The organism is Nocardioides sp. B129/18 (genome assembly GCF_055282735.1).
In genome coordinates this window covers 1-17,969 of sequence record NZ_JBUZJI010000017.1, presented here as the reverse complement: position 1 = coordinate 17,969, position 17,969 = coordinate 1, and the positions used below count along the sequence as shown (strand labels likewise).

Below are 17,969 nucleotides of genomic sequence, written 5' to 3'. Positions count from 1 at the left end.
GCCTATTGACGGCAGGTGCCATCAGATCACATTCTGAGGGCATGCGCCCCCAGATCGACCGACGACGACGTCCGTCGCACCGCAGCCGGGTCCTCGCCACCGCCACCGCCACGACGCTGCGGCCCCTCGCGGTGTCCCTCCCGTCCTCCCGCGCCGGGGTGCTCCTCTCGCGCCGCATCGCCGCCGGCGGTCTGGCCGCCCTCGGCCCGGTGCTGCGCGGCACCCGCGTCGAGCCGCTGCGGCCGGCACCCCGCGCCCACCCCGACGAGCCCGAGGTCCGCGGCGAGTGGGTGCGCGCGGTCGCCGCGGCCGGCACGACGCCGCCCGCCGTCGTGCTCTACCTGCACGGCTCGGGCTTCGCGATCTGCTCCGCCCGCACCCACCGCGGGATCACCTCGCGGATCGCGGCGCTCACCGGCCTGCCGGTGCTCGCCGTCGACTACCGCCTCGCGCCGCGTCACCGCTTCCCGGCCGCCGCAGACGACGTCCGCGCCGCCTGGGACCACCTGCGCGCCGAGGGGCACGAGCGCATCGTCGTGGCCGGCGACTCCGCGGGCGGCCACCTCGCGCTCGACCTCGCGCTGGCCCTGCAGGCCGAGGGACGGCCGGGGCCGACCGCCCTCTGGCTGCTCTCGCCCGTGCTCGACCTCTCCTTCGGCCTGGCCGCGCGCCGCGAGCGCGTGCAGCCCGACCCGATGATCAGCGCCGCGGCCGCCGCCCGCCTCGTCGGCCTCTACGCCGGGGGCGCCGACCCCGCCCACCCGCGGCTGCGTCTTCCGCTGGCCGACGCTGGCCCCGACTTCCCGCCCGTGCTCGTCCAAGCGGGCGGCGCGGAGATGCTGGCCGCCGACGCCGTCGAGTGCGCTCGCCGGCTGAGCGGAGCGGGCGTCGACGTCCGGCTCGACGTCTGGCCCGGCCAGATGCACGTCTTCCAGGCCTTCGCCGGGGTGCTGCCCGAGGCGCGGCGCGCGCTCGAGGACGGCGCCCGGTTCGTCGTCGAGCACGCCGGAGTGGCAGCGTTCGACGCTGCACCGGTCGCCCCCGTCGCGCTGGCCGAGGGCGCCTGATGGCCCGCCGGACGCGTCGTGCCGACGCCGTCGTCACCGGGGCCGGCAGCGGCATCGGACGCGCGCTGGCCCTCGAGCTCGCCGACCGCGGCGGCCGGGTGGTCTGCGCCGACCTCCACGAGGCCACCGCCAAGGAGACCGCCGCGCTCGTCGAGGCCCGTGGCGGGCAGGCGCTCGCCGTCGCCTGCGACGTCTCCTCGCTGCCCGAGGTCGAGGACCTCGCCGCACAGGCCGCGGCCTGGCACGGCGGCGCGCCGACGCTGGTGTGCAACAACGCCGGCATCGGCGCCGGCGGCCGTCTGGTCGGCGACACCCCGTTCGAGGACTGGGAGCGCACGCTGGGCGTCAACCTCTGGGGCGTCATCCACGGCTGTCACGTCTTCGCGCCCCGGCTGCGCGAGGCCGGACGCGGCGGCATCGTCAACGTCGCCTCGGCGGCCGGCTTCACCGCCGCGCCGCGGATGGCGGCCTACAACGTCTCCAAGGCCGGCGTCGTCAGCCTCTCGGAGACGCTGGCCGCCGAGCTCTCCGGCTCCGGCGTCGCCGTCACGGTGCTCTGCCCCACCTTCGTGCGCACCGGCATCTTCGACGGCGAGCTCATCGACTCCCGCGCCGCCGACCTCGCCGCGCGCCTGGCCCGCGTCGTCGGCTTCTCCGCCGAGCGGGTCGCCCGCACCACCCTCGACGCCCACGATTGCGGCCGGCTCTACGTCGTCCCGCAGCTCGACGCCCGTGCCCTCTGGCACGCCAAGCGCCACCTGCCCGTCACCTACACCCGCGTCTCCGGCCTGCTCGGCCGGCTCGCGCCCACCCCGGAGGAGACCCGATGACCACCCGCACCCGCGACGAGGCCCGCGAGGGCGGCGCCGCCTACGACTTCGAGGCGATGCTGCAGACGATCAAGGACAAGCAGTGGTCGCTCGCCGACATCGACTGGGACGCCCCCGGCGCCGAGACGATGACCGACGAGCTGCGCGCGAAGATGACCCCGTTCATGGCCGACCTGGTGTGGATCGAGCACGTCGGCGCCCGCGGCTTCGCCTCCCTGGCCACGAAGGCCCCGACGCCGACGATCGCCGAGATCTACCGCTACTTCCACGCCGAGGAGCAGAAGCACGCCAACGCCGAGCTCGCGCTGATGAGGCGCTGGGGGATGCTCGACGAGGACGGCTCGGTGCCCGAGCCGAACATCAACGTGCGGCTGGCCATCAAGACCCTCGACGACTTCGGCGACTCCCTGCCGCTCTCGGGCCTGGCGACGCTGATCCCGCTGCTGGAGTGCGCGCTGGACGGCGCGCTGGTGAAGTTCCTGCTCGACGAGGTGCAGGATCCCATCTGCCACGACGTCTTCCGGCACATCAACTCCGACGAGGCCCGCCACATCGCCGTCGACTTCCAGGTGCTCGACCTCATCGGCGCCGGGCCCCTGCACACGCTGCTCATCGAGAGCCTGGGCAACCTCAAGCCGCAGGTGGTGCTCGGCCTGATCATCGTGTTCGTCCCGCTCATCAACAAGATGCGCGACAACATCGTGGCGATGGGCCTGCCCGAGCAGCGGCTCTACCACGCGGTCAAGCGCTTCGGCTCGATCGGCGGACGCGGTCCGCACACCCACCGCATCCCGGCCTTCCACGTGCTCAAGGCGCAGGCCGCGATGATCGTCGACCGCAGCTCGCCCTACCACCGCCTGCTCGCCGACCCGCTGGTGAAGGCGACGTCGTTCGTGCCCGCGCGCCTGCTGGGCAAGCCCCAGAGCTGGACCGAGGAGCTCACCCACGAGCCGGTGGCCTCGTGAGCGCCGAGCCCGCGGCGCGTCCGTCCCGGCCCGGACGCACGGCCTCGCGGCCGGGTCGTCGTCCCCGGGTCGCGACGCCGTCCGGCGGCTTCGCCGGGGCCCTCGTGCTCGACGACGGCTGGCGTCGCCTCGACCTCAGCGGCCGTCGTGTCGCGGTGATCGGTCCGGGCCGCGAGGCCGCGCTGGTCACCGCCGCCGTGCTGCGCAGCGCGGCCGCGGTGAAGGTCTTCCAGGAGGAGCCGGACTGGCTGCTGCCGGCGCCCGACGGCCTCGTCGGCTCGGCCGTGGGCGCGACGCTGGCCCGGCTGGGCCGCGCGCCCGCCCTCGACCGGCTGCTGACGCGTCCGGTCGCCCGGGCGCACCTGCGCCGCCACGTCGCCGACCCGTGGATCCGTCGTCTGCTCACCCCCGACCGTCACGGCCATCGCCGGCCCGGCGCCGACCTCGCCTTCCTCGACGCGCTCGCCGACCCGCGCTGCACGCTGGTGGCCTGGCCCGTCTACGCGCTGGTGCCGCAGGGCGTGCGCAGCGCCGAGGGCATCGAGCACCACGTCGACGTGGTCGTCCTCACCCCGGGCTCGCGGATGCGTGCGAGCCTGGCCCCGGCAGCGAGCCCGATCCCCGAGGAGCCCGCATGAGCGCCCGTCCCGCCCCGTCCGCCGAGCGGCCCGAGCAGCCCGAGCAGCCCGAGCACGGCGTCGACCATGAGGTCGCCATCATCGGCGGCGGCTTCTCCGGCATCGGCGCCGCGATCCTGCTCGACCGCGCCGGCTTCGGCGACTACATCGTGCTCGAGGCCGGCGACGGCGTGGGCGGCGCCTGGCACTGGAACACCTACCCCGGCGTCGCGGTCGACATCCCCTCCTTCAGCTACCAGTTCTCCTTCGAGCAGCGCACCGGCTGGTCGCGGGTCTACGCGCCGGGCCAGGAGCTCAAGGCCTACGCCGAGCACTGCGTCGACGCCTACGACGTGCGCCGCCGCATCCGGCTGAACGCGGCCGTCGAGCGGGCCGACTTCGACGACCTCCACGACCGCTGGACGCTCAGCCTCGCCGACGGCTCGCAGGTCACCGCGCGCCACGTCGTGGGCGCCACGGGCGTGCTCACCCAGCCCAAGCCGCCGGCCATCCCGGGCCTGGAGGACTTCGCCGGCACCACCATGCACACCGCGCGGTGGGACCACGACGTCGACCTCGCCGGGCGTCGCGTGGCCGTCATCGGCACCGGCGCCTCCGCGGTGCAGGTGATCCCGGCGATCGCGCCCGACGTCGCCGAGCTCACCGTCTTCCAGCGCACGCCCATCTGGTGCCTGCCCAAGCCGGACCTCCCGCTGGCCGCGCCGGCCCGCCTGGCGCTGCGCGCGCCGGGCGCCCGCCGGGCCGCCCGCCTGGCCAGCCAGGCGTTCGTCGAGGTCACCTTCCCGCTGGCCGCGCACTTCCACGGCCTGGTGCCGACGGCGGCCGTCGGAGAGCGGCTCGGACGCGCGCACCTGCGCCGCGTCGTCCGCGATCCCGAGACCCGCGACCGCCTGACGCCGCGCTACGCGCTGGGCTGCAAGCGGCCGAGCTTCTCCAACGCCTACCTGCAGGCCTTCAACCGCGACAACGTGCACCTGGAGACCTCCGGCATCGAGGCGATCACCCCCACCGGCGTGCGCACCGCCGACGGCGTCGAGCACGAGGTCGACGTGCTCGTCCTCGCCACGGGCTTCCAGGTCTTCGAGCGCGGCAACATGCCGACCTTCGCCGTGCGCGGCGCGGGTGGCGTCGAGCTCGAGGAGTGGTGGGCCGAGCATCGGTTCCAGGCCTACCAGGGCGTCTCGGTGCCCGGCTTCCCGAACCTGTTCACGGTGCTGGGGCCCTACGGCTACAACGGCTCGTCGTACTTCAACCTCATCGAGACGCAGATGGCCCACGTGGTGCGCTGCCTGAAGCGGGCGCGGCGCACCGGCGCCACCCGCGTCGAGGTGACGCCGGAGGCCAACGAGCGGTTCTGGCGCTCGATGCTGGCCCGCCGCGACCACCAGGTCTTCTACGCCGGCGGCTGCGGCGAGGCCCGCAGCTACTACTTCGACGAGCACGGTGACGTGCCCTTCCGGGCCTCCCCGACGCTCGAGACGATGTGGACCAGCCGGCGCTTCGCCCTCGACGACTACCGGTTCTCGACCGCGGCGTCCGGTGCTGCGTCCCCGTCCCCGTCGCCGAGGTCGACGGTGGGCGCGGCCAGGTAGCCCACGCAGAGCGTCGTCATCTCCGCCAGCACGCGACGGCGGAGATCGGCCCGCTCCTCCGCGCCGCGCGCCGGGGGCGGCTCGAGCACCCACTGGGTGGCGAGCGCCTCGACGGCGCCGACGAGCACCCAGGCGCGGGTGAGCGGGTCGATGCCCGGCTGCGCGGCGAGCGTGGCGGCGGTGACGTCGGTGATCCGGCGACGCAGCGCGCTGCGCCGCTCGCGGAACCGGGACGCCGGCAGCTCGGTCATGACCACCCGCAGCACCTCGGGGTCGGCCTCCAGCGCCGCGAGGAGGGCGTCGAGCACGTCGTGCACGGCCGTGGGGCCGCGGCGTCCGAGCCGATCGACGAGGCTGGCGGCGACCCGCTCGGAGACGTCGTCGGCCCAGCGGTCTGTGACGGCCTCGATGATCGACTGCTTGTCGGAGAAGTACTGGTAGAGCGAGCCCGGGCTGATCGCGGCCCGAGTGGCGACGCGGTTGGTGGTGAAGGCGTCGTAGCCGTCGTCGACGAGCACCGCGCGTCCGGCGGCGACGATCCGCTCGACCATCTGACGCGAGCGGGCCTGCCGCGGCTCGCGTCTCACGCCGGCACCTGAGGCGTCCTCGCGGTCATGGATCGCGAGTTTTATGCGAGCAAACACTCGTGTCAACCTGCGAGGCATGACCACAGCCCCCGCTGCCGCCCCGCTCTCCACCGCCGCGCCGCGCCGCCACCGTGTCGCCGAGGCGCGCGGCCGGGCGATGGGACGTCCCCTGCGGGCGATCGCCGGCGTCACCGAGGTCGACGAGGCGCTCATGGACCGCATCGGGGCGGCCTACCTGGCGTGCGACCCGCTCGGCGCGGACGTCGCCGACGCGATGCGCGCCCGACCCGACGACCCCGGCCGGGTCACCCGCGCGGCGATCCGCCACGCCCTCGAGCACGGCGTCGACGACACCACGCCGCCGGCGCTGCGCACCCTCGTCGCGACCGCCAGCGTCGACCCGCCCTGGCTCGACCGCGCCCTGCTCGCCCGCGGCGCCCGGGCCTCGCGCTCCTGGGGCCGCGCGGCCGGCGACGTGCTCCTCCAGCTCGCCCTCATCGGCGGCTACCGGTTCGGCGGCCCCACCGACCTGCTGGTCGCCACCGGCGGCCTCACCGGCGACCGCACCCGCCAGCGCCTCGCCGAGACGCAGGCCTGGGCGGCGGGCCTGAGCGAGCCCGGCGCCCTCGACGTCGGCGGCGAGGCCTGGCGCGCCACCCTCCACGTCCGCGTCATGCACGCCGTGGTCAACCGCGAGCTGCGCGAGCGCTGGGACGTCGCGCAGTGGGGATTGCCGATCAACGACGCCGATCAGGCCGCCACCCTCGGCCTCTTTGACGGCGTCCTCCTGCTCGGCGTCCGCGCCCTCGGGGTGCCGGTGGGTCGCGAGGAGTCCCGGGCCGTGATGCACCTGTGGCGCTACGTCGGGTGGCTGATGGGCGTGCACGAGGACTTCCTCGTGGCCACCGAGCGCGAGCGCCACCGGCTGAACTACCACGTCCTGCTCAGCCAGGCCGACGTCACCGAGGCCGGCTCGCTGCTCTCGCGGGCCATCGTCGAGGCCCAGCGCGAGCTCGACTTCGGACTCCCACGACCCCTGGGCGTCCTCGCGCCCCTGCGCGGCGCGTACGAGCGCGAGCGGCTGCTGAGCATGCTCACCCTCTTCCTGGGCTCGCGCTCGATGCGCGAGCTCGGCCTGCCGCTGCGTCCCCCGTGGGCCACCGCGGTCGCGGTGACGCGCAACGTCCTCGCCCATCGCGTCGTCGCCCGGCTCCCCGGAGGCCGTCGGCTCGTCGAGGCCGCTGCGCAGCGGCAGGTCGACGCGCTCCTGGCCCGCTACGGCGGCCGGGGCCGCGGCCGCGCTCCGGTGGCGCCCATCCCCGACCCCTCGCCCCGCTGACGGCCCGGTCGGCGGACCAGCCGACGGTCCGGTCGACGTCTCAGCCGCCGCCCAACGGGTGAGGCGCCTGCGGCAGGAGCCGATAGCCTTCGCCCATGTTCGCGATCTCTGTCCTCGAGGCCGACGGTCGCACCGTCGTCGTGTGCCGCGGCGAGGTCGATCTCGTCAGCACCGCCGAGTTCCGCACGGTGATCGGCGAGCAGATCGTCGAGGGGCGCGTCCACCTGGTCATCGACCTCAGCGACGTCTCCTTCCTCGACTCCTCCGGCCTGGGCGCCCTCGTGGCCGCCCGGCGCAAGGCGCGGGCCTTCAAGGGCAGTCTGGTGCTCGTCGCCACGCACCCCACCGTGCTGCGCCTGCTGCGGGTCACCGCGCTCGATCGCGTCTTCGCCGTGCACCCCACGCGCGAGGCCGCGCTCGCCGCGCCGACCCCGCCGCCCTCGGCCGAGGTCGACGTCCCCGAGCCGGCCTGAGTCCCGGCCCTCGACCCGGCCCGGGCGGCTAGGCGAGGAGCGCCGTCACCTGCGCGGTGAGGTCCTGCAGGCTGAACGGCTTGGTCATGTAGTGGTCCGCGCCCGCGGCGAGGCCCTCCTGGACGTCCTGCGCCTGCACGAACGCGGTGACCATGAGGATCCGCAGGCCCGCGAGGCTCGGCTCGGCGCGGCAGCGCGCGGCCACCTCGACGCCGGTGAGCGCCGGCATCGAGTTGTCGAGGATCGCGAGGTCGAACGCCTCGTGCGCCAGGGCGTCCCACGCGGCCTGGCCGTCGGTGACCGGCACGATCTCGTGGCCGTCGCGGCGCAGGCGCATCTCGATGAGCGCGCGGATGTCCTCGTCGTCGTCGGCAACGAGGATCCTGGCCACGCGCCCAGGCTAGTGCGCGGTGAACCGCCTGCGGGCGTGGGTCCCCGCGCTGGTCACGACGCCGGATCGCCTGCGGCCCGGCCGCCACCCCGAGGGGTGGTCGAGGAAGAGATTGGAACGTTCGACTTCCCTGACGCCCGACCTCTGGCTATGGTCTTCCTCGTTCTTGCCGAACACCTCCTGCGGGTGACTCTCACCAGCGCCGGGTGATCCTCAGAGAACCTGCTCCGATGGGTGCCTACCCGACTGTGAGCGACGAGGCGGCGGGATTCTTCCCGCCGCCTCGTTCTTCTCTCGGGCCTCGTGAGCCACAGCGGCCCCGTCCGTCGCCCGAGGCAGAGGAACAGACGTCCACTGGGGCGTTGTGGGATCGGCAAATGCCTGATCGTCCGGTAGGTTTCTTCGGGTGAGCCCCGTGCGCCCCGTGCGCGCCACCTTGGTGGACAACTACGAGCTGGCTGCAGCAGGACTTCAGTCCGTGCTGCGGCCCTTCTCGGGACGGGTGAACCTCGTCGACCTCGACCTCGCGCTGCGCGACCCGGCCTCCCTCGACGTCATCCTCTACGAGCCGGTGCACCAGACCCCGGCCAGCCAGGAGGTCCTCCGCCGGCTGATCAGCGGCTCCCAGCGCCGTGCGGTCATCTACTCCTGGCGCGATCGCTCCGACGGCGCCTCCTTCGGCTCCTTCGCCGGCCACCTTTCCAAGGCCCTGCCGGTCGAGGAGCTCGTCACGGCCGTCGAGGCGCTGGCCGCGGGCGAGGCGATCCTCAGCGTGCGGGTGCCCGTCGACCGCGGTCCGCTCAAGGCGGTCGCGGCCTCCAGCCCCTCGGACTTCGACCTCACCCCGCGCGAGGCCGAGATCCTCTCGCTGGTCACCCAGGGCCTCACCAACGCCGAGATCGGCGGGCGGCTCTACCTCTCGATCAACTCGGTGAAGACCTACATCCGCACCGCCTACCGCAAGATCGACGTCAGCCGTCGTGCGCAGGCGGTCGCGTGGGGCATGGCGCACGGCCTGGCCCCGCTGGCCGACGCCGACGGCCAGGCCGGCTGAGCCCGCCCGCTCCGGAGCCTTCCCCCGCGGCGTGAGCGCCGCCACACTGACGCCCATGGTGATCAGGGTCGTGCAGTGGGCCACGGGCGGCGTCGGCGTCGCCGCGATCGAGGGGATCCTCGCGCGCCCCGACCTCGAGCTCGTCGGCGCCTGGGTGCACAGCCCCGCCAAGCACGGGCGCGACGTCGGCGAGCTGATCGGCCGCGAGCCGATCGGGGTGCGCGCCACCACCGACGTCGAGGAGGTCCTCGCCCTCGCGCCCGACTGCGTCGTCTACGCGCCCCTGGTGCCCGACGAGGCCCAGGTGGTGCGCCTGCTGGCCGCCGGCATCGACGTCGTGACGCCGGTCGGCTGGATCTACCCGCGGCCCGACGCCGTCGAGGCGATCGCCGCCGCCTGCGCCGCGGGCGGCAGCACCCTCCACGGCACCGGCATCCACCCCGGCGGCATCACCGAGCGCTTCCCGCTGATGATCTCCGCGGTCAGCGCCGAGATCACCCACGTGCGCGCCGAGGAGTTCTCCGACCTGCGCACCTACGGCGCCCCCGACGTCGTGCGTCACGTGATGGGCTTCGGCGCCCCGCCCGAGGAGGCGCTGGCCAGCCCGATGGCCGGCCTGCTCGGCGCCGGGTTCAAGGCGTCGGTGCGGATGGTCGTCGACCGGCTCGGGTTCGACGCCGAGCCCCGCATCGAGACGCTCCAGGAGGTCGCCGTGGCGACCGCGCCCATCCCGTCGCCGATCGGCGACATCGAGCCGGGGCAGGTGGCCGCGCGCCGCTTCCACTGGCGCGCGCTCGTCGACGGCGAGCCGGTCGTCACCGCCACCGTGAACTGGCTCATGGGCGAGGAGCACCTCGACCCGCCGTGGGTCTTCGGACCGGAGGGGGAGCGGTTCGAGGTCGAGGTCACCGGCGACCCGAGCGTCGCCGTCGTCATCCGCGGCCTGCAGCCCGAGAGCGTCGAGGCCGGCCTGATGCGCAACCCGGGCATCGTCTCGACGGCCAACCACTGCGTGAGCGCCATCCCGGCCGTCGTGGCCGCGGAGCCGGGCATCGCGACCTACCTCGACCTGCCGCTGGTGGCCGGTCATGCGGCGGCCCGCCTGGCCCGGGGCCGGACCGCCGCGTCGGCCTCCTCGGCCGCGCACTAGCATCGGGGCCACGACAGGGGAGCACCCGAGCCGCGTCATGCGGGCGGTGCTGAGAGTGCGGGCCAGCCGCAGACCCTCTGAACCTGCTCCGGCTAGCACCGGCGAAGGGAGCTCCCGATGACCTCTGCCCCCACCCTCCGACGTGGCCGCGCACGCGGCACCGTCCTGCTCGCGCTCGGCCTCGCGGCCTGCTCGGCGCTGACGGCCTGCTCGCTCGGCGCCGGCGGCGACGACTCCGCCTCGGACTCCGCGCGGGTCGTGCTCGTCACCCACGACTCCTTCAGCCTCCCCAAGCCGCTGATCGCGCAGTTCGAGAAGGACACCGGCTACGACCTGCAGGTGCGCTCCTCCGGCGATGTCGGCACCCTCACCAGCCAGCTCGTGCTCAACGCCGACGACCCGGTCGCCGACGTCGCCTACGGCGTCGACAACACCTTCGCCAGCCGCGCGCTGGAGGCGAAGGTGTTCACGCCGGTCGACGTCACCCAGCCCGACGGCGCCTCGGCCTTCGACCTGCCCGGCGACGACGACCACGCCCTGCGTCCGGTCGACGACGCCAGCGTGTGCGTCAACGTCGACGACACCTGGTTCGCGAAGAAGGGCATCCCCGCGCCCACGAGCCTCGACGACCTCGTGAAGCCGGCCTACCGCGACCTCCTCGTCACCCCCGGCGCCTCGACGAGCTCGCCCGGCCTGGCCTTCCTGCTCACCACGATCGCCCGCTACGGCGAGGACGGCTGGCAGGCCTACTGGAAGCGCCTGCTCGCCAACGGCGCCAAGGTCGTCAACGGCTGGTCGGACGCCTACGAGGTCGACTTCACCCAGGGCGGCGGCAAGGGCGGTCGTCCGATCGTCGTGTCCTACGACTCCTCGCCGGCCTTCACCGTCGACGGCCAGGGCGGCACCACCACCTCGGCGCTGCTCGACACCTGCTTCCGTCAGGTCGAGTACGTCGGCGCGCTGAGCGGCGCGTCGAACCCGGCGGGGGCGAAGGCCGTCGTCGAGTGGCTGCAGAGCCCGGCGGTGCAGAAGGCGCTGCCGGAGTCGATGTACGTCTTCCCGGTCGCCGAGGGCACCGCGCTCCCGGCCGACTGGGCGCGGTTCGCCAAGCAGCCCACCGACCCCGCCACCGTGGCGCCGGCGACGATCACCGCCAACCGCGACACCTGGCTGCGCCAGTGGAGCGACCTGGTCGGCGGCTGATGCGTCGCGCGGCGAGCCTGCTCGGGCTGGCGGCCCTGCCGGTGGCCGTGCTCGCCGTGTTCTTCGTCCTGCCCGTCTCCGGGATGGTCGGCCGCGGCCTGGTCGTCGACGGCCGGGCCGACCCCGGCGCCGTCCTCGACGTGCTCGCGCGGCCGCGCGTCCACCGGGTGCTGTGGTTCACCGTCTGGTCCTCCACGCTCGCCACGGTGATCGCGCTGGTGCTCGGCCTGCCGGCGGCCTTCGCCCTGCACCGCCTGCGGTTCCCGGGCCGCACGGTGCTGCGCGCGCTGCTGCTGGTGCCGTTCGTGCTGCCCACCGTGGTGGTGGGCGTGGCGTTCCGCGAGCTGCTCGGCGAGTCCGGTCCCCTCGGCGGCCTGGGCCTCGACGGCAGCGCCGCCGGCATCGTCGCGGGCCTGGTGTTCTTCAACGCCTCGGTGGTCATCCGCACCGTCGGCGCCGCGTGGGAGGGCCTCGACGCCCGGCCCGCGCAGGCCGCGGCGGCGCTGGGCGCCTCGCCGCTGCAGGTGCTGCGCACCGTGACGCTGCCCGCGCTGCGCCCCGCGATCGTCTCGGCGGCCAGCGTCGTGTTCCTCTTCTGCGCCACCGCCTTCGGCATCGTGCTGACCCTCGGCGGGCTGCGCTACTCCTCGGTCGAGACCGAGATCTACCTGCTCACCACCCAGCTCCTCGACCTCCAGGCGGCCGCCGCGCTCTCGCTGCTGCAGCTGGCCGCCGTCGTCGTGCTCCTGTTGGTCGCCGGCCGGCTGCGGGCCGTCCCGGATCCCACCCGCCAGCGGGTTCCGGTGCGGCCGCGACGCCCGACGCCGGCCGACCTGCCGGCGATCGGCGTCACCGGCCTGCTGGTGGTGCTCGTCGGCGGACCGCTGGCGGCCCTCGTCGTCGGCTCGCTGCGGGTCGACGGCCACTGGTCGCTGGCGGCGTACCGCGCCCTGCAGAGCACCGGCGGCGGCAACGCGCTGGTCGTGCCGGTCACCGAGGCGCTGCAGATCTCGCTGCGCACGGCCGTCGACGCCACCTGGATGGCGCTGCTGCTGGGCGTCCTGGTGTCCACCGTCGTCACCCGCCGCTCGCGCGGGCGCGCCGAGCGACGGGTGCGGACGCTGCTCGACGGCTTCTTCATGCTGCCGCTCGGGGTCTCGGCGGTGACGCTCGGCTTCGGCCTGCTCATCACCTTGAACCGACCGCCGCTGGACCTGCGCGACTCCCCGCTGCTGGTGCCGCTGGCCCAGGCGCTCGTCGCGCTGCCGATCGTCGTGCGCACGCTGGTGCCGGTGCTGGCCAGCGTCGACGAGCGTCAGCGGCAGGCCGCGGCGTCCCTCGGCGCCGGCCCGTGGCGCACGTGGGCCACCGTCGAGCTGCCCGTGGTGTGGCGTCCGCTGCTGGCGGTGGCCGGCTTCGCGTTCGCGGTGTCGCTCGGCGAGTTCGGAGCCACGTCCTTCCTCGCTCGCGACGCCAGCCCGACGATGCCCGTCGTGATCGTGCGGCTCATCGGCCGGCCGGGCGGGCTCAACTACGAGATGGCGCTGGCGGCGTCGGTGGTGCTCGCGGCCACCACCGCCGTCGTCATGCTGCTGGTGGAACGACTGCGGGTGCGCTCGCTGGGGGTGGTCTGATGCTGCGACTCGAGGGCGTGGGGGTCGACTACGAGGGCGTCCCCGCGCTGCACGACGTCGACCTCGAGGTGCCCGACGGCCAGGTGCTGGCGGTGCTGGGCCCCTCGGGCTGCGGGAAGTCGACGCTGCTGCGCGCCGTCGCGGGCCTGGAGTCCGCCCGCGGGAGGGTGCTGTGGGACGAACGCGACCTCACCTCCGTGCCGACGCACCGGCGCGGCTTCGCGCTGATGTTCCAGGATGGCCAGCTCTTCGCCCACCTCACGGTCGGCCGCAACGTCGGCTACCCGCTGCGGCTGCGCCGCCGACCGCGCGCCGAGGTGGCCGCGCGGGTGGGCGAGCTGCTCGCGCTCGTGGGCCTCGCCGGCTACGAGGACCGGCTGCCGACCACGCTCTCCGGCGGCGAGCGCCAGCGCGTCGCCCTGGCGCGCTCGCTGGCCGTCGAGCCGCGGCTGCTGCTCCTCGACGAGCCCCTCTCCGCGCTCGACGCCGGCCTGCGCGAGCGGCTGGCCGCCGACCTGCGCGGCATCCTCACCGCCGCCCGCACGACCGGCCTCCTGGTCACCCACGATCACGAGGAGGCCTTCGCCGTCGCCGACCGCCTGGCCGTCATGCGCGAGGGCGCGGTGGTGCAGCAGGGTCCGATCGACGCCGTCTGGCGCGCGCCGGCAGACCCCGACACCGCGCTGTTCCTCGGCTACGCCCGCGTGCTCGCCGGCCCGGCCGCCCGGCGGCTCGCGGACGTCGGGGGCGCCGAGGCCGGTGCGGCCGGACTCGCGCTGCGCCGCTCGGCCCTGCAGGTGCGCGAGGCCGGCCCGCTCGCCGCCCGCGTCGTCGCGGTGCGGCCCACGCCCGAGCAGACGCGCCTGGTCGTCGAGGTCGACGGCCTCGGCACGCTCGACGCCGTCGCGCCGCTGGCCGCGCGGCTGGCGGTCGGAGACGACGTCCGGCTCGCGGTCGACGCCGGTCGCTGCGCGCCGGTCGGCTAGCCCGCGGCCCCCAGCGGCCACCGGCGCAGCACCCGGCAGGCGTCGTTGCCGTACCAGTGCAGCTCGAGGGCCTCGGGGCGCCAGCGCGCCGGCAGCAGGGGGCCGAGGGCGGCCCTGGTCGAGGCCAGGTCGACGTCGGGTCCGAGGCGATCGACCGTCACGTGCGGCACCGGGTCGGCGACGGCCCCGTCGTAGGGGCGCACCTGGGGCAGCAGGGCACGCACGGCGTCGTGCAGCCCACGGAGCGCGGCGAGCGCGGCCTCCGGCTCCGGCACCAGGTGCAGGACGCCGTCGGGGAAGGCCGCCACCCGCTCGAGGACGACCTCGGGCAGGTGCGTCCGCGCCGCGAGGTCGGCGAGGGCGTCGTCGAGGCCGTCGGGCAGCGGCCAGGGCACGGGCACGAGCACGGTGAGGTGGGCGTGCGTGAAGGCGGGGTCGGCGGAGAGGAACGAGGGGTCGTAGTGGGCGGTGCGCGCCCGCACGAACGGCTCCAGCGGCTCCACCGGCAGCACGAGCACGGCGTGCCCGGACCAGGCGGGGGTCGGCGTCGCGGGTGCGGGATCCACGGTGGGGGAGTGTGGCAGGTCGCGTCGCGCGGACGGGCCTGACGCCGTCGCGTTGCCTAGACTGCCCGCGTGCCCCGCCGCGTCTACGTCCTCCCGATCCTGCTCGCCGTCGGCATGGGCGCCTGGGCGCTGCTGACCGCACAGCACCTCGGGCGCAGCCTGGTCGACCCCGAGGGCAGCTTCCTGGGCCCGTCGAGCATCCGCCTGCCGCTGCTCCTGCTCGCCGCGCTGATGCTCGACCTGCTGCCGCGCACCCTGTGGCTCTCGCGGCTCGACCCGCGGCGGATGCCGGGCATCGCGCGCGACCGCCTGCGCACCCACTGGAACCGTCCGCGGCTCACGCTCGTGGCGCTGGGCATCATCAGCTTCTACATCGTCTACGTCTGCTACCGGAACCTGAAGTCGTTCCTGCCGTTCGTGCGCCCTGATCCCCGCGCCGAGCCGGGCGCGGTGCGCGCGCTGTCCTACGACCGCGAGCTGCACCTGCTCGACCGCGCGCTGTTCTTCGGCCACGATCCCGCCGTCGTGCTGCACGACCTGCTGGGCACCGACATCGCCGCGCACGGCCTGAGCTACATCTACCTGTGGTTCCTGCCGCTCGTGCCGCTCGCGGTCACGGCGTGGGTGGTGTGGTCGCGCAACCTGGCCTACGGCTACTGGTTCGTCTCCTCGCAGTGCATCGCGTGGACGCTCGGCACCATCTCCTACTACGCGCTGCCGACGCTCGGCCCGGGCCTGGAGTACGCCTTCATCTACTCCGACCTCGCCAAGACGCCCACCACCGACCTCATGAACTCGCTGGTCTACGCGCGGCAGGGCGTGCTGCTCACCGGCGTCGAGGGTCAGGTGCAGTCGGTGGCGGGCTTCGCCAGCCTGCACACCGGCATCACGCTGCTGGTCGCGCTGATGGTGCAGTACACCGTCCGCAACCGGATCATGCGCGTGGTGTTCTGGGTGAACTTCGCCCTCACCGTCGTCGCCACGCTCTACTTCGGCTGGCACTACGTCGCCGACGACCTCGCCGGCATCATGATCGCCCTCGTCTCCTTCTACGTGGCGGGCGTCTTCAGCGGTCAGCGCTTCGACAAGGCCTCGCTGCGCAGCGGCGCCGATCGGCCGGTCGAGGACGACCCGCGCGTCCAGCATGTGGACCTCGGCGGATCCGGTGAGGACCCGGCCCGTCCGGCGCCCGAGCCGGTCGGCTGACGCCGGGCCGCCGACGTCGTCGCAGGTCATCTCGGAATGACACGCGTGTCATTCGGCGAATTACACTGATGTAGTGCGTCAAGCCGACACGCCGGTGACGCGTGATTCTTTTGGTGAAGATGTTTCTGGTGTGACGAAAGTTGTCTAGCGTGACGACGTCAGCTGCCACTCGGGCGGCCGGCGTCGGATGAGAGGCAGCCCCGATGGCGACCATGCCCCGCAGGCGCACCAGCACCCTGATCGCAGGGCTGTCGGTGGCCGTCATGGCCTGCGGAGCGAGCACCGCCGTCGCCGCCGACCACGACCGCACGCCCACCCGGCACGAGGTGCGCCACGCGCAGTACCTCGCCAAGCACCAGCAGCGCGACGTCGCCGCGATCCGCGCCGAGCTCGCCTCCGCCGAGGCCCGCCTCCACCGGGCCGCCGACGCCGCCGGCGCCGCGGCCGAGGCCTACAACGGCGCGCGCTACCACCTGCAGCTGGCCCAGCGCGCCGCCGCCAAGGCCGAGCGCGAGGCCCGCAGCGCCCGCTGGCAGGTCACCCGGCTGCGCTCGAGCGTCGTCGACACCGTCACCTCCTCCTACGAGCAGTCGCCCTCGCTCGTCGCGATGTCGGCGGTCACCGACGCCGACGGCATCGACGCGGTCATGGACTCCATGACCACCATGGCCAACGCCCAGCAGGCCCTGAGCCAGCGCTACGGCGACTTCCAGGACGCCCGTGAGAGCGCCGAGCAGGCCTCGGCCAAGGCCGAGCGGACGCGTCAGGGCGCCGCCGCGGCCGCCACCCGTGCCGCCGCGGCCCGCGACGCCGCGGGTCGTGCCGCGAAGGCCGCCCAGGACGAGGCCGCGACCATCGCCCAGCGCAAGAGCGTCCTGGTCGCCGAGCTCGCCCGCCTCGAGGGCGTCAGCGTGCGGCTGGCCACCCAGCGTCAGGCCGGCCTCGAGGAGCGCGCCCGTCGCCTGGCGCAGGAGAAGGCCGAGCGCGAGGCCCGGGCCGCTGCGGCCGCCGCCGCCGCGCAGGCCGCCGCCGCTGCCGCGGCGAACCAGTCCTCGGGCTCGAACGGCTCGGGCTCCTCGGGCGGCTCGGGCTCCTCGGGTGGCTCCGGCGGCTCGGCGCCCTCGAACCCCGCGCCCCCGTCGGCCGGCGGCGTCTCGGCCGCCCTGGCCTTCGCCCGGGCCCAGATCGGCGAGCCCTACGTGTGGGGCGCCGCCGGACCGAGCTCCTGGGACTGCTCGGGTCTCACCATGGCCGCCTGGCGCCAGGGCGGGAAGTACCTGCCGCACTACAGCGTCGCGCAGTACGAGCAGTCGACCCCGATCTCCCTCTCCCAGCTCCAGCCGGGCGACCTGGTGTTCTGGGCGACCACCTCGAGCCCGTCGTCGATCCACCACGTCGCGCTCTACGCCGGCGACGGGATGATCATCCAGGCGCCGCGCACCGGCCGGAACGTCGACGAGGAGTCGATGTACGCCTGGGAGCCGCCGTCGTTCTTCGCGCGTCCCTGACCCGCGCGTCCCCGAGGCGTCTGCGGGCCGGTCGCCGCCCTGTTGCGGCGCCCTCGGCCGCCGTACGTTGGGGGGCATGACCGGCCTCCCGATCCCGCGCGTGCTCGGCTCCTGGGGCGAGGACCCCCTGTGGGGCGTCATCTACGACTGGACCGTCGAGCACCGCACCGTCGGCGGCGCGCTGTGGCTGGCCTGGATGCAGTCCGACCTCGGCCGCCTCTACGCCGCCACCGAGGAGATCGGCCGCGTCGCGCCCGGCTCGCGGGTGCTCGACGTGCCCTGCGGCGGCGGCGTCGCCCTGCGCGGCCTCTCGCCGGACCAGGACGTCTCCTACGTCGCCGCCGACCTCGACCCGCGGATGCTCGAGCGCACCCAGGCCGCGGCCCGGCGTCGCGGGCTCGGACACCTGGTGCGCACCGAGCGTGCCGACGTCGGCGACCTGCCCTTCGACGACGACTCCTTCGACCTCGTCGTCACCTTCACCGGCCTGCACTGCTTCCCCGACCCGCACCGCGCGATCGAGGAGATGGCCCGGGTGCTGCGGCCCGGGGGCCGGCTCATCGGCAGCTCGCTGCTGGAGGACTCCGGCCTGCGCTTCGCCGGGATGCGCGCCACCGGACGCCTCTCCGGCCTGCTCGGCCCGGGCGTCACCAGCCGACAGGTGCGGGAGTGGTTCGCCGACGGCGACGTCGAGGTCGACGTCGAGCGCACCGGCGCGCTGGGCTACTTCCGCGGCGTCAAGGCCTGAGCGCGAGCCCGCAGACGAGCGCGGGCCGGACG

Annotated in this window: 18 protein-coding genes; 15 read left to right on the top strand and 3 right to left on the bottom strand. The window is 74.7% G+C overall.

Going from position 1 to position 17,969, the window contains the following annotated elements; translation table 11 throughout:
- Positions 1–41: 41 nt before the first annotated feature.
- The 5 genes from ACZDWJ_RS12760 to ACZDWJ_RS12740 are packed head-to-tail and all read left to right on the top strand — an operon-like array spanning position 42 to position 5,092.
- On the top strand, positions 42–1,067 hold the full coding sequence (locus ACZDWJ_RS12760) for an alpha/beta hydrolase (protein WP_463521341.1): 1,026 nt from the start codon (positions 42–44) through the stop codon (positions 1,065–1,067).
- The gene (locus ACZDWJ_RS12755; RefSeq protein ID WP_463521340.1) at positions 1,067–1,897 is read left to right on the top strand and encodes an SDR family NAD(P)-dependent oxidoreductase; all 831 of its coding nucleotides are present in this window, start codon (positions 1,067–1,069) and stop codon (positions 1,895–1,897) included. Before ACZDWJ_RS12760 ends, ACZDWJ_RS12755 begins: the two co-directional genes overlap by 1 nt.
- On the top strand, positions 1,894–2,862 hold the full coding sequence (locus tag ACZDWJ_RS12750; protein ID WP_463521339.1) for a ferritin-like domain-containing protein: 969 nt from the start codon (positions 1,894–1,896) through the stop codon (positions 2,860–2,862). Before ACZDWJ_RS12755 ends, ACZDWJ_RS12750 begins: the two co-directional genes overlap by 4 nt.
- Entirely contained in the window at positions 2,859–3,500 is a 642-nt protein-coding gene (locus ACZDWJ_RS12745; RefSeq protein ID WP_463521338.1) for an NAD(P)/FAD-dependent oxidoreductase, read from the top strand. Before ACZDWJ_RS12750 ends, ACZDWJ_RS12745 begins: the two co-directional genes overlap by 4 nt.
- Positions 3,497–5,092 (top strand): flavin-containing monooxygenase, encoded by a 1,596-nt coding sequence (locus ACZDWJ_RS12740; protein ID WP_463521337.1) that lies wholly within the window; start codon positions 3,497–3,499, stop codon positions 5,090–5,092. The genes ACZDWJ_RS12745 and ACZDWJ_RS12740 overlap by 4 nt, the downstream gene beginning before the upstream one ends.
- Here ACZDWJ_RS12740 and ACZDWJ_RS12735 read toward each other — a convergent pair.
- Complete coding sequence (locus ACZDWJ_RS12735) at positions 5,014–5,679, bottom strand: TetR/AcrR family transcriptional regulator (protein WP_463521336.1); 666 nt, start codon at positions 5,677–5,679, stop codon at positions 5,014–5,016. The two genes, ACZDWJ_RS12740 and ACZDWJ_RS12735, sit on opposite strands and share 79 nt — an antisense overlap.
- Positions 5,680–5,755: 76 nt before the next feature.
- On the opposite strand from ACZDWJ_RS12735, the gene ACZDWJ_RS12730 reads away from it, so the two are divergent.
- Both ACZDWJ_RS12730 and ACZDWJ_RS12725 read left to right on the top strand, forming a co-directional pair.
- Positions 5,756–7,018 carry an oxygenase MpaB family protein gene (locus tag ACZDWJ_RS12730; protein ID WP_463521335.1) on the top strand — a complete coding sequence of 421 codons (1,263 nt, stop codon included), beginning with the start codon at positions 5,756–5,758 and terminating at the stop codon, positions 7,016–7,018.
- Between the two features lie 95 nt (positions 7,019–7,113).
- Complete coding sequence (locus ACZDWJ_RS12725; RefSeq protein WP_463521334.1) at positions 7,114–7,491, top strand: STAS domain-containing protein; 378 nt, start codon at positions 7,114–7,116, stop codon at positions 7,489–7,491.
- A 28-nt stretch (positions 7,492–7,519) separates the two neighbouring features.
- On the opposite strand, the gene ACZDWJ_RS12720 is transcribed toward ACZDWJ_RS12725, so the two are convergent.
- The gene (locus ACZDWJ_RS12720) at positions 7,520–7,882 is read right to left on the bottom strand and encodes a response regulator transcription factor (RefSeq protein WP_463521333.1); all 363 of its coding nucleotides are present in this window, start codon (positions 7,880–7,882) and stop codon (positions 7,520–7,522) included.
- 406 nt (positions 7,883–8,288) lie between these two features.
- Between ACZDWJ_RS12720 and ACZDWJ_RS12715 the strand changes: the two genes are divergently transcribed.
- The 5 genes from ACZDWJ_RS12715 to ACZDWJ_RS12695 all read left to right on the top strand — a co-directional run bounded on the left by ACZDWJ_RS12715 (position 8,289) and on the right by ACZDWJ_RS12695 (position 13,909).
- A complete protein-coding gene (locus ACZDWJ_RS12715) occupies positions 8,289–8,936 on the top strand; it encodes a response regulator transcription factor (RefSeq protein WP_463521332.1) in 648 nt (215 codons plus the stop codon).
- A 55-nt stretch (positions 8,937–8,991) separates the two neighbouring features.
- Complete coding sequence (locus ACZDWJ_RS12710) at positions 8,992–10,086, top strand: NAD(P)H-dependent amine dehydrogenase family protein (RefSeq protein ID WP_463521331.1); 1,095 nt, start codon at positions 8,992–8,994, stop codon at positions 10,084–10,086.
- Between the two features lie 117 nt (positions 10,087–10,203).
- Complete coding sequence (locus ACZDWJ_RS12705) at positions 10,204–11,289, top strand: thiamine ABC transporter substrate-binding protein (RefSeq protein WP_463521330.1); 1,086 nt, start codon at positions 10,204–10,206, stop codon at positions 11,287–11,289.
- The gene (locus tag ACZDWJ_RS12700) at positions 11,289–12,923 is read left to right on the top strand and encodes an ABC transporter permease (protein WP_463521329.1); all 1,635 of its coding nucleotides are present in this window, start codon (positions 11,289–11,291) and stop codon (positions 12,921–12,923) included. Before ACZDWJ_RS12705 ends, ACZDWJ_RS12700 begins: the two co-directional genes overlap by 1 nt.
- Positions 12,923–13,909, top strand: a complete 987-nt coding sequence (locus ACZDWJ_RS12695; RefSeq protein WP_463521328.1) for an ABC transporter ATP-binding protein — start codon at positions 12,923–12,925, stop codon at positions 13,907–13,909. Before ACZDWJ_RS12700 ends, ACZDWJ_RS12695 begins: the two co-directional genes overlap by 1 nt.
- Here ACZDWJ_RS12695 and ACZDWJ_RS12690 read toward each other — a convergent pair.
- The gene (locus ACZDWJ_RS12690; RefSeq protein ID WP_463521327.1) at positions 13,906–14,475 is read right to left on the bottom strand and encodes a 2'-5' RNA ligase family protein; all 570 of its coding nucleotides are present in this window, start codon (positions 14,473–14,475) and stop codon (positions 13,906–13,908) included. The two genes, ACZDWJ_RS12695 and ACZDWJ_RS12690, sit on opposite strands and share 4 nt — an antisense overlap.
- Positions 14,476–14,544: 69 nt before the next feature.
- Between ACZDWJ_RS12690 and ACZDWJ_RS12685 the strand changes: the two genes are divergently transcribed.
- The 3 genes from ACZDWJ_RS12685 (at position 14,545) to ACZDWJ_RS12675 (ending at position 17,937) form a co-directional block, all read left to right on the top strand.
- A complete protein-coding gene (locus ACZDWJ_RS12685; RefSeq protein ID WP_463521326.1) occupies positions 14,545–15,681 on the top strand; it encodes a phosphatase PAP2 family protein in 1,137 nt (378 codons plus the stop codon).
- Positions 15,682–15,884: 203 nt separating this feature from the next.
- Positions 15,885–17,189: a C40 family peptidase gene (locus tag ACZDWJ_RS12680; protein ID WP_463521325.1), complete on the top strand. Its 1,305-nt coding sequence runs from the start codon at positions 15,885–15,887 to the stop codon at positions 17,187–17,189.
- A 76-nt stretch (positions 17,190–17,265) separates the two neighbouring features.
- The gene (locus tag ACZDWJ_RS12675) at positions 17,266–17,937 is read left to right on the top strand and encodes a class I SAM-dependent methyltransferase (RefSeq protein ID WP_463521324.1); all 672 of its coding nucleotides are present in this window, start codon (positions 17,266–17,268) and stop codon (positions 17,935–17,937) included.
- Positions 17,938–17,969: the final 32 nt, after the last annotated feature.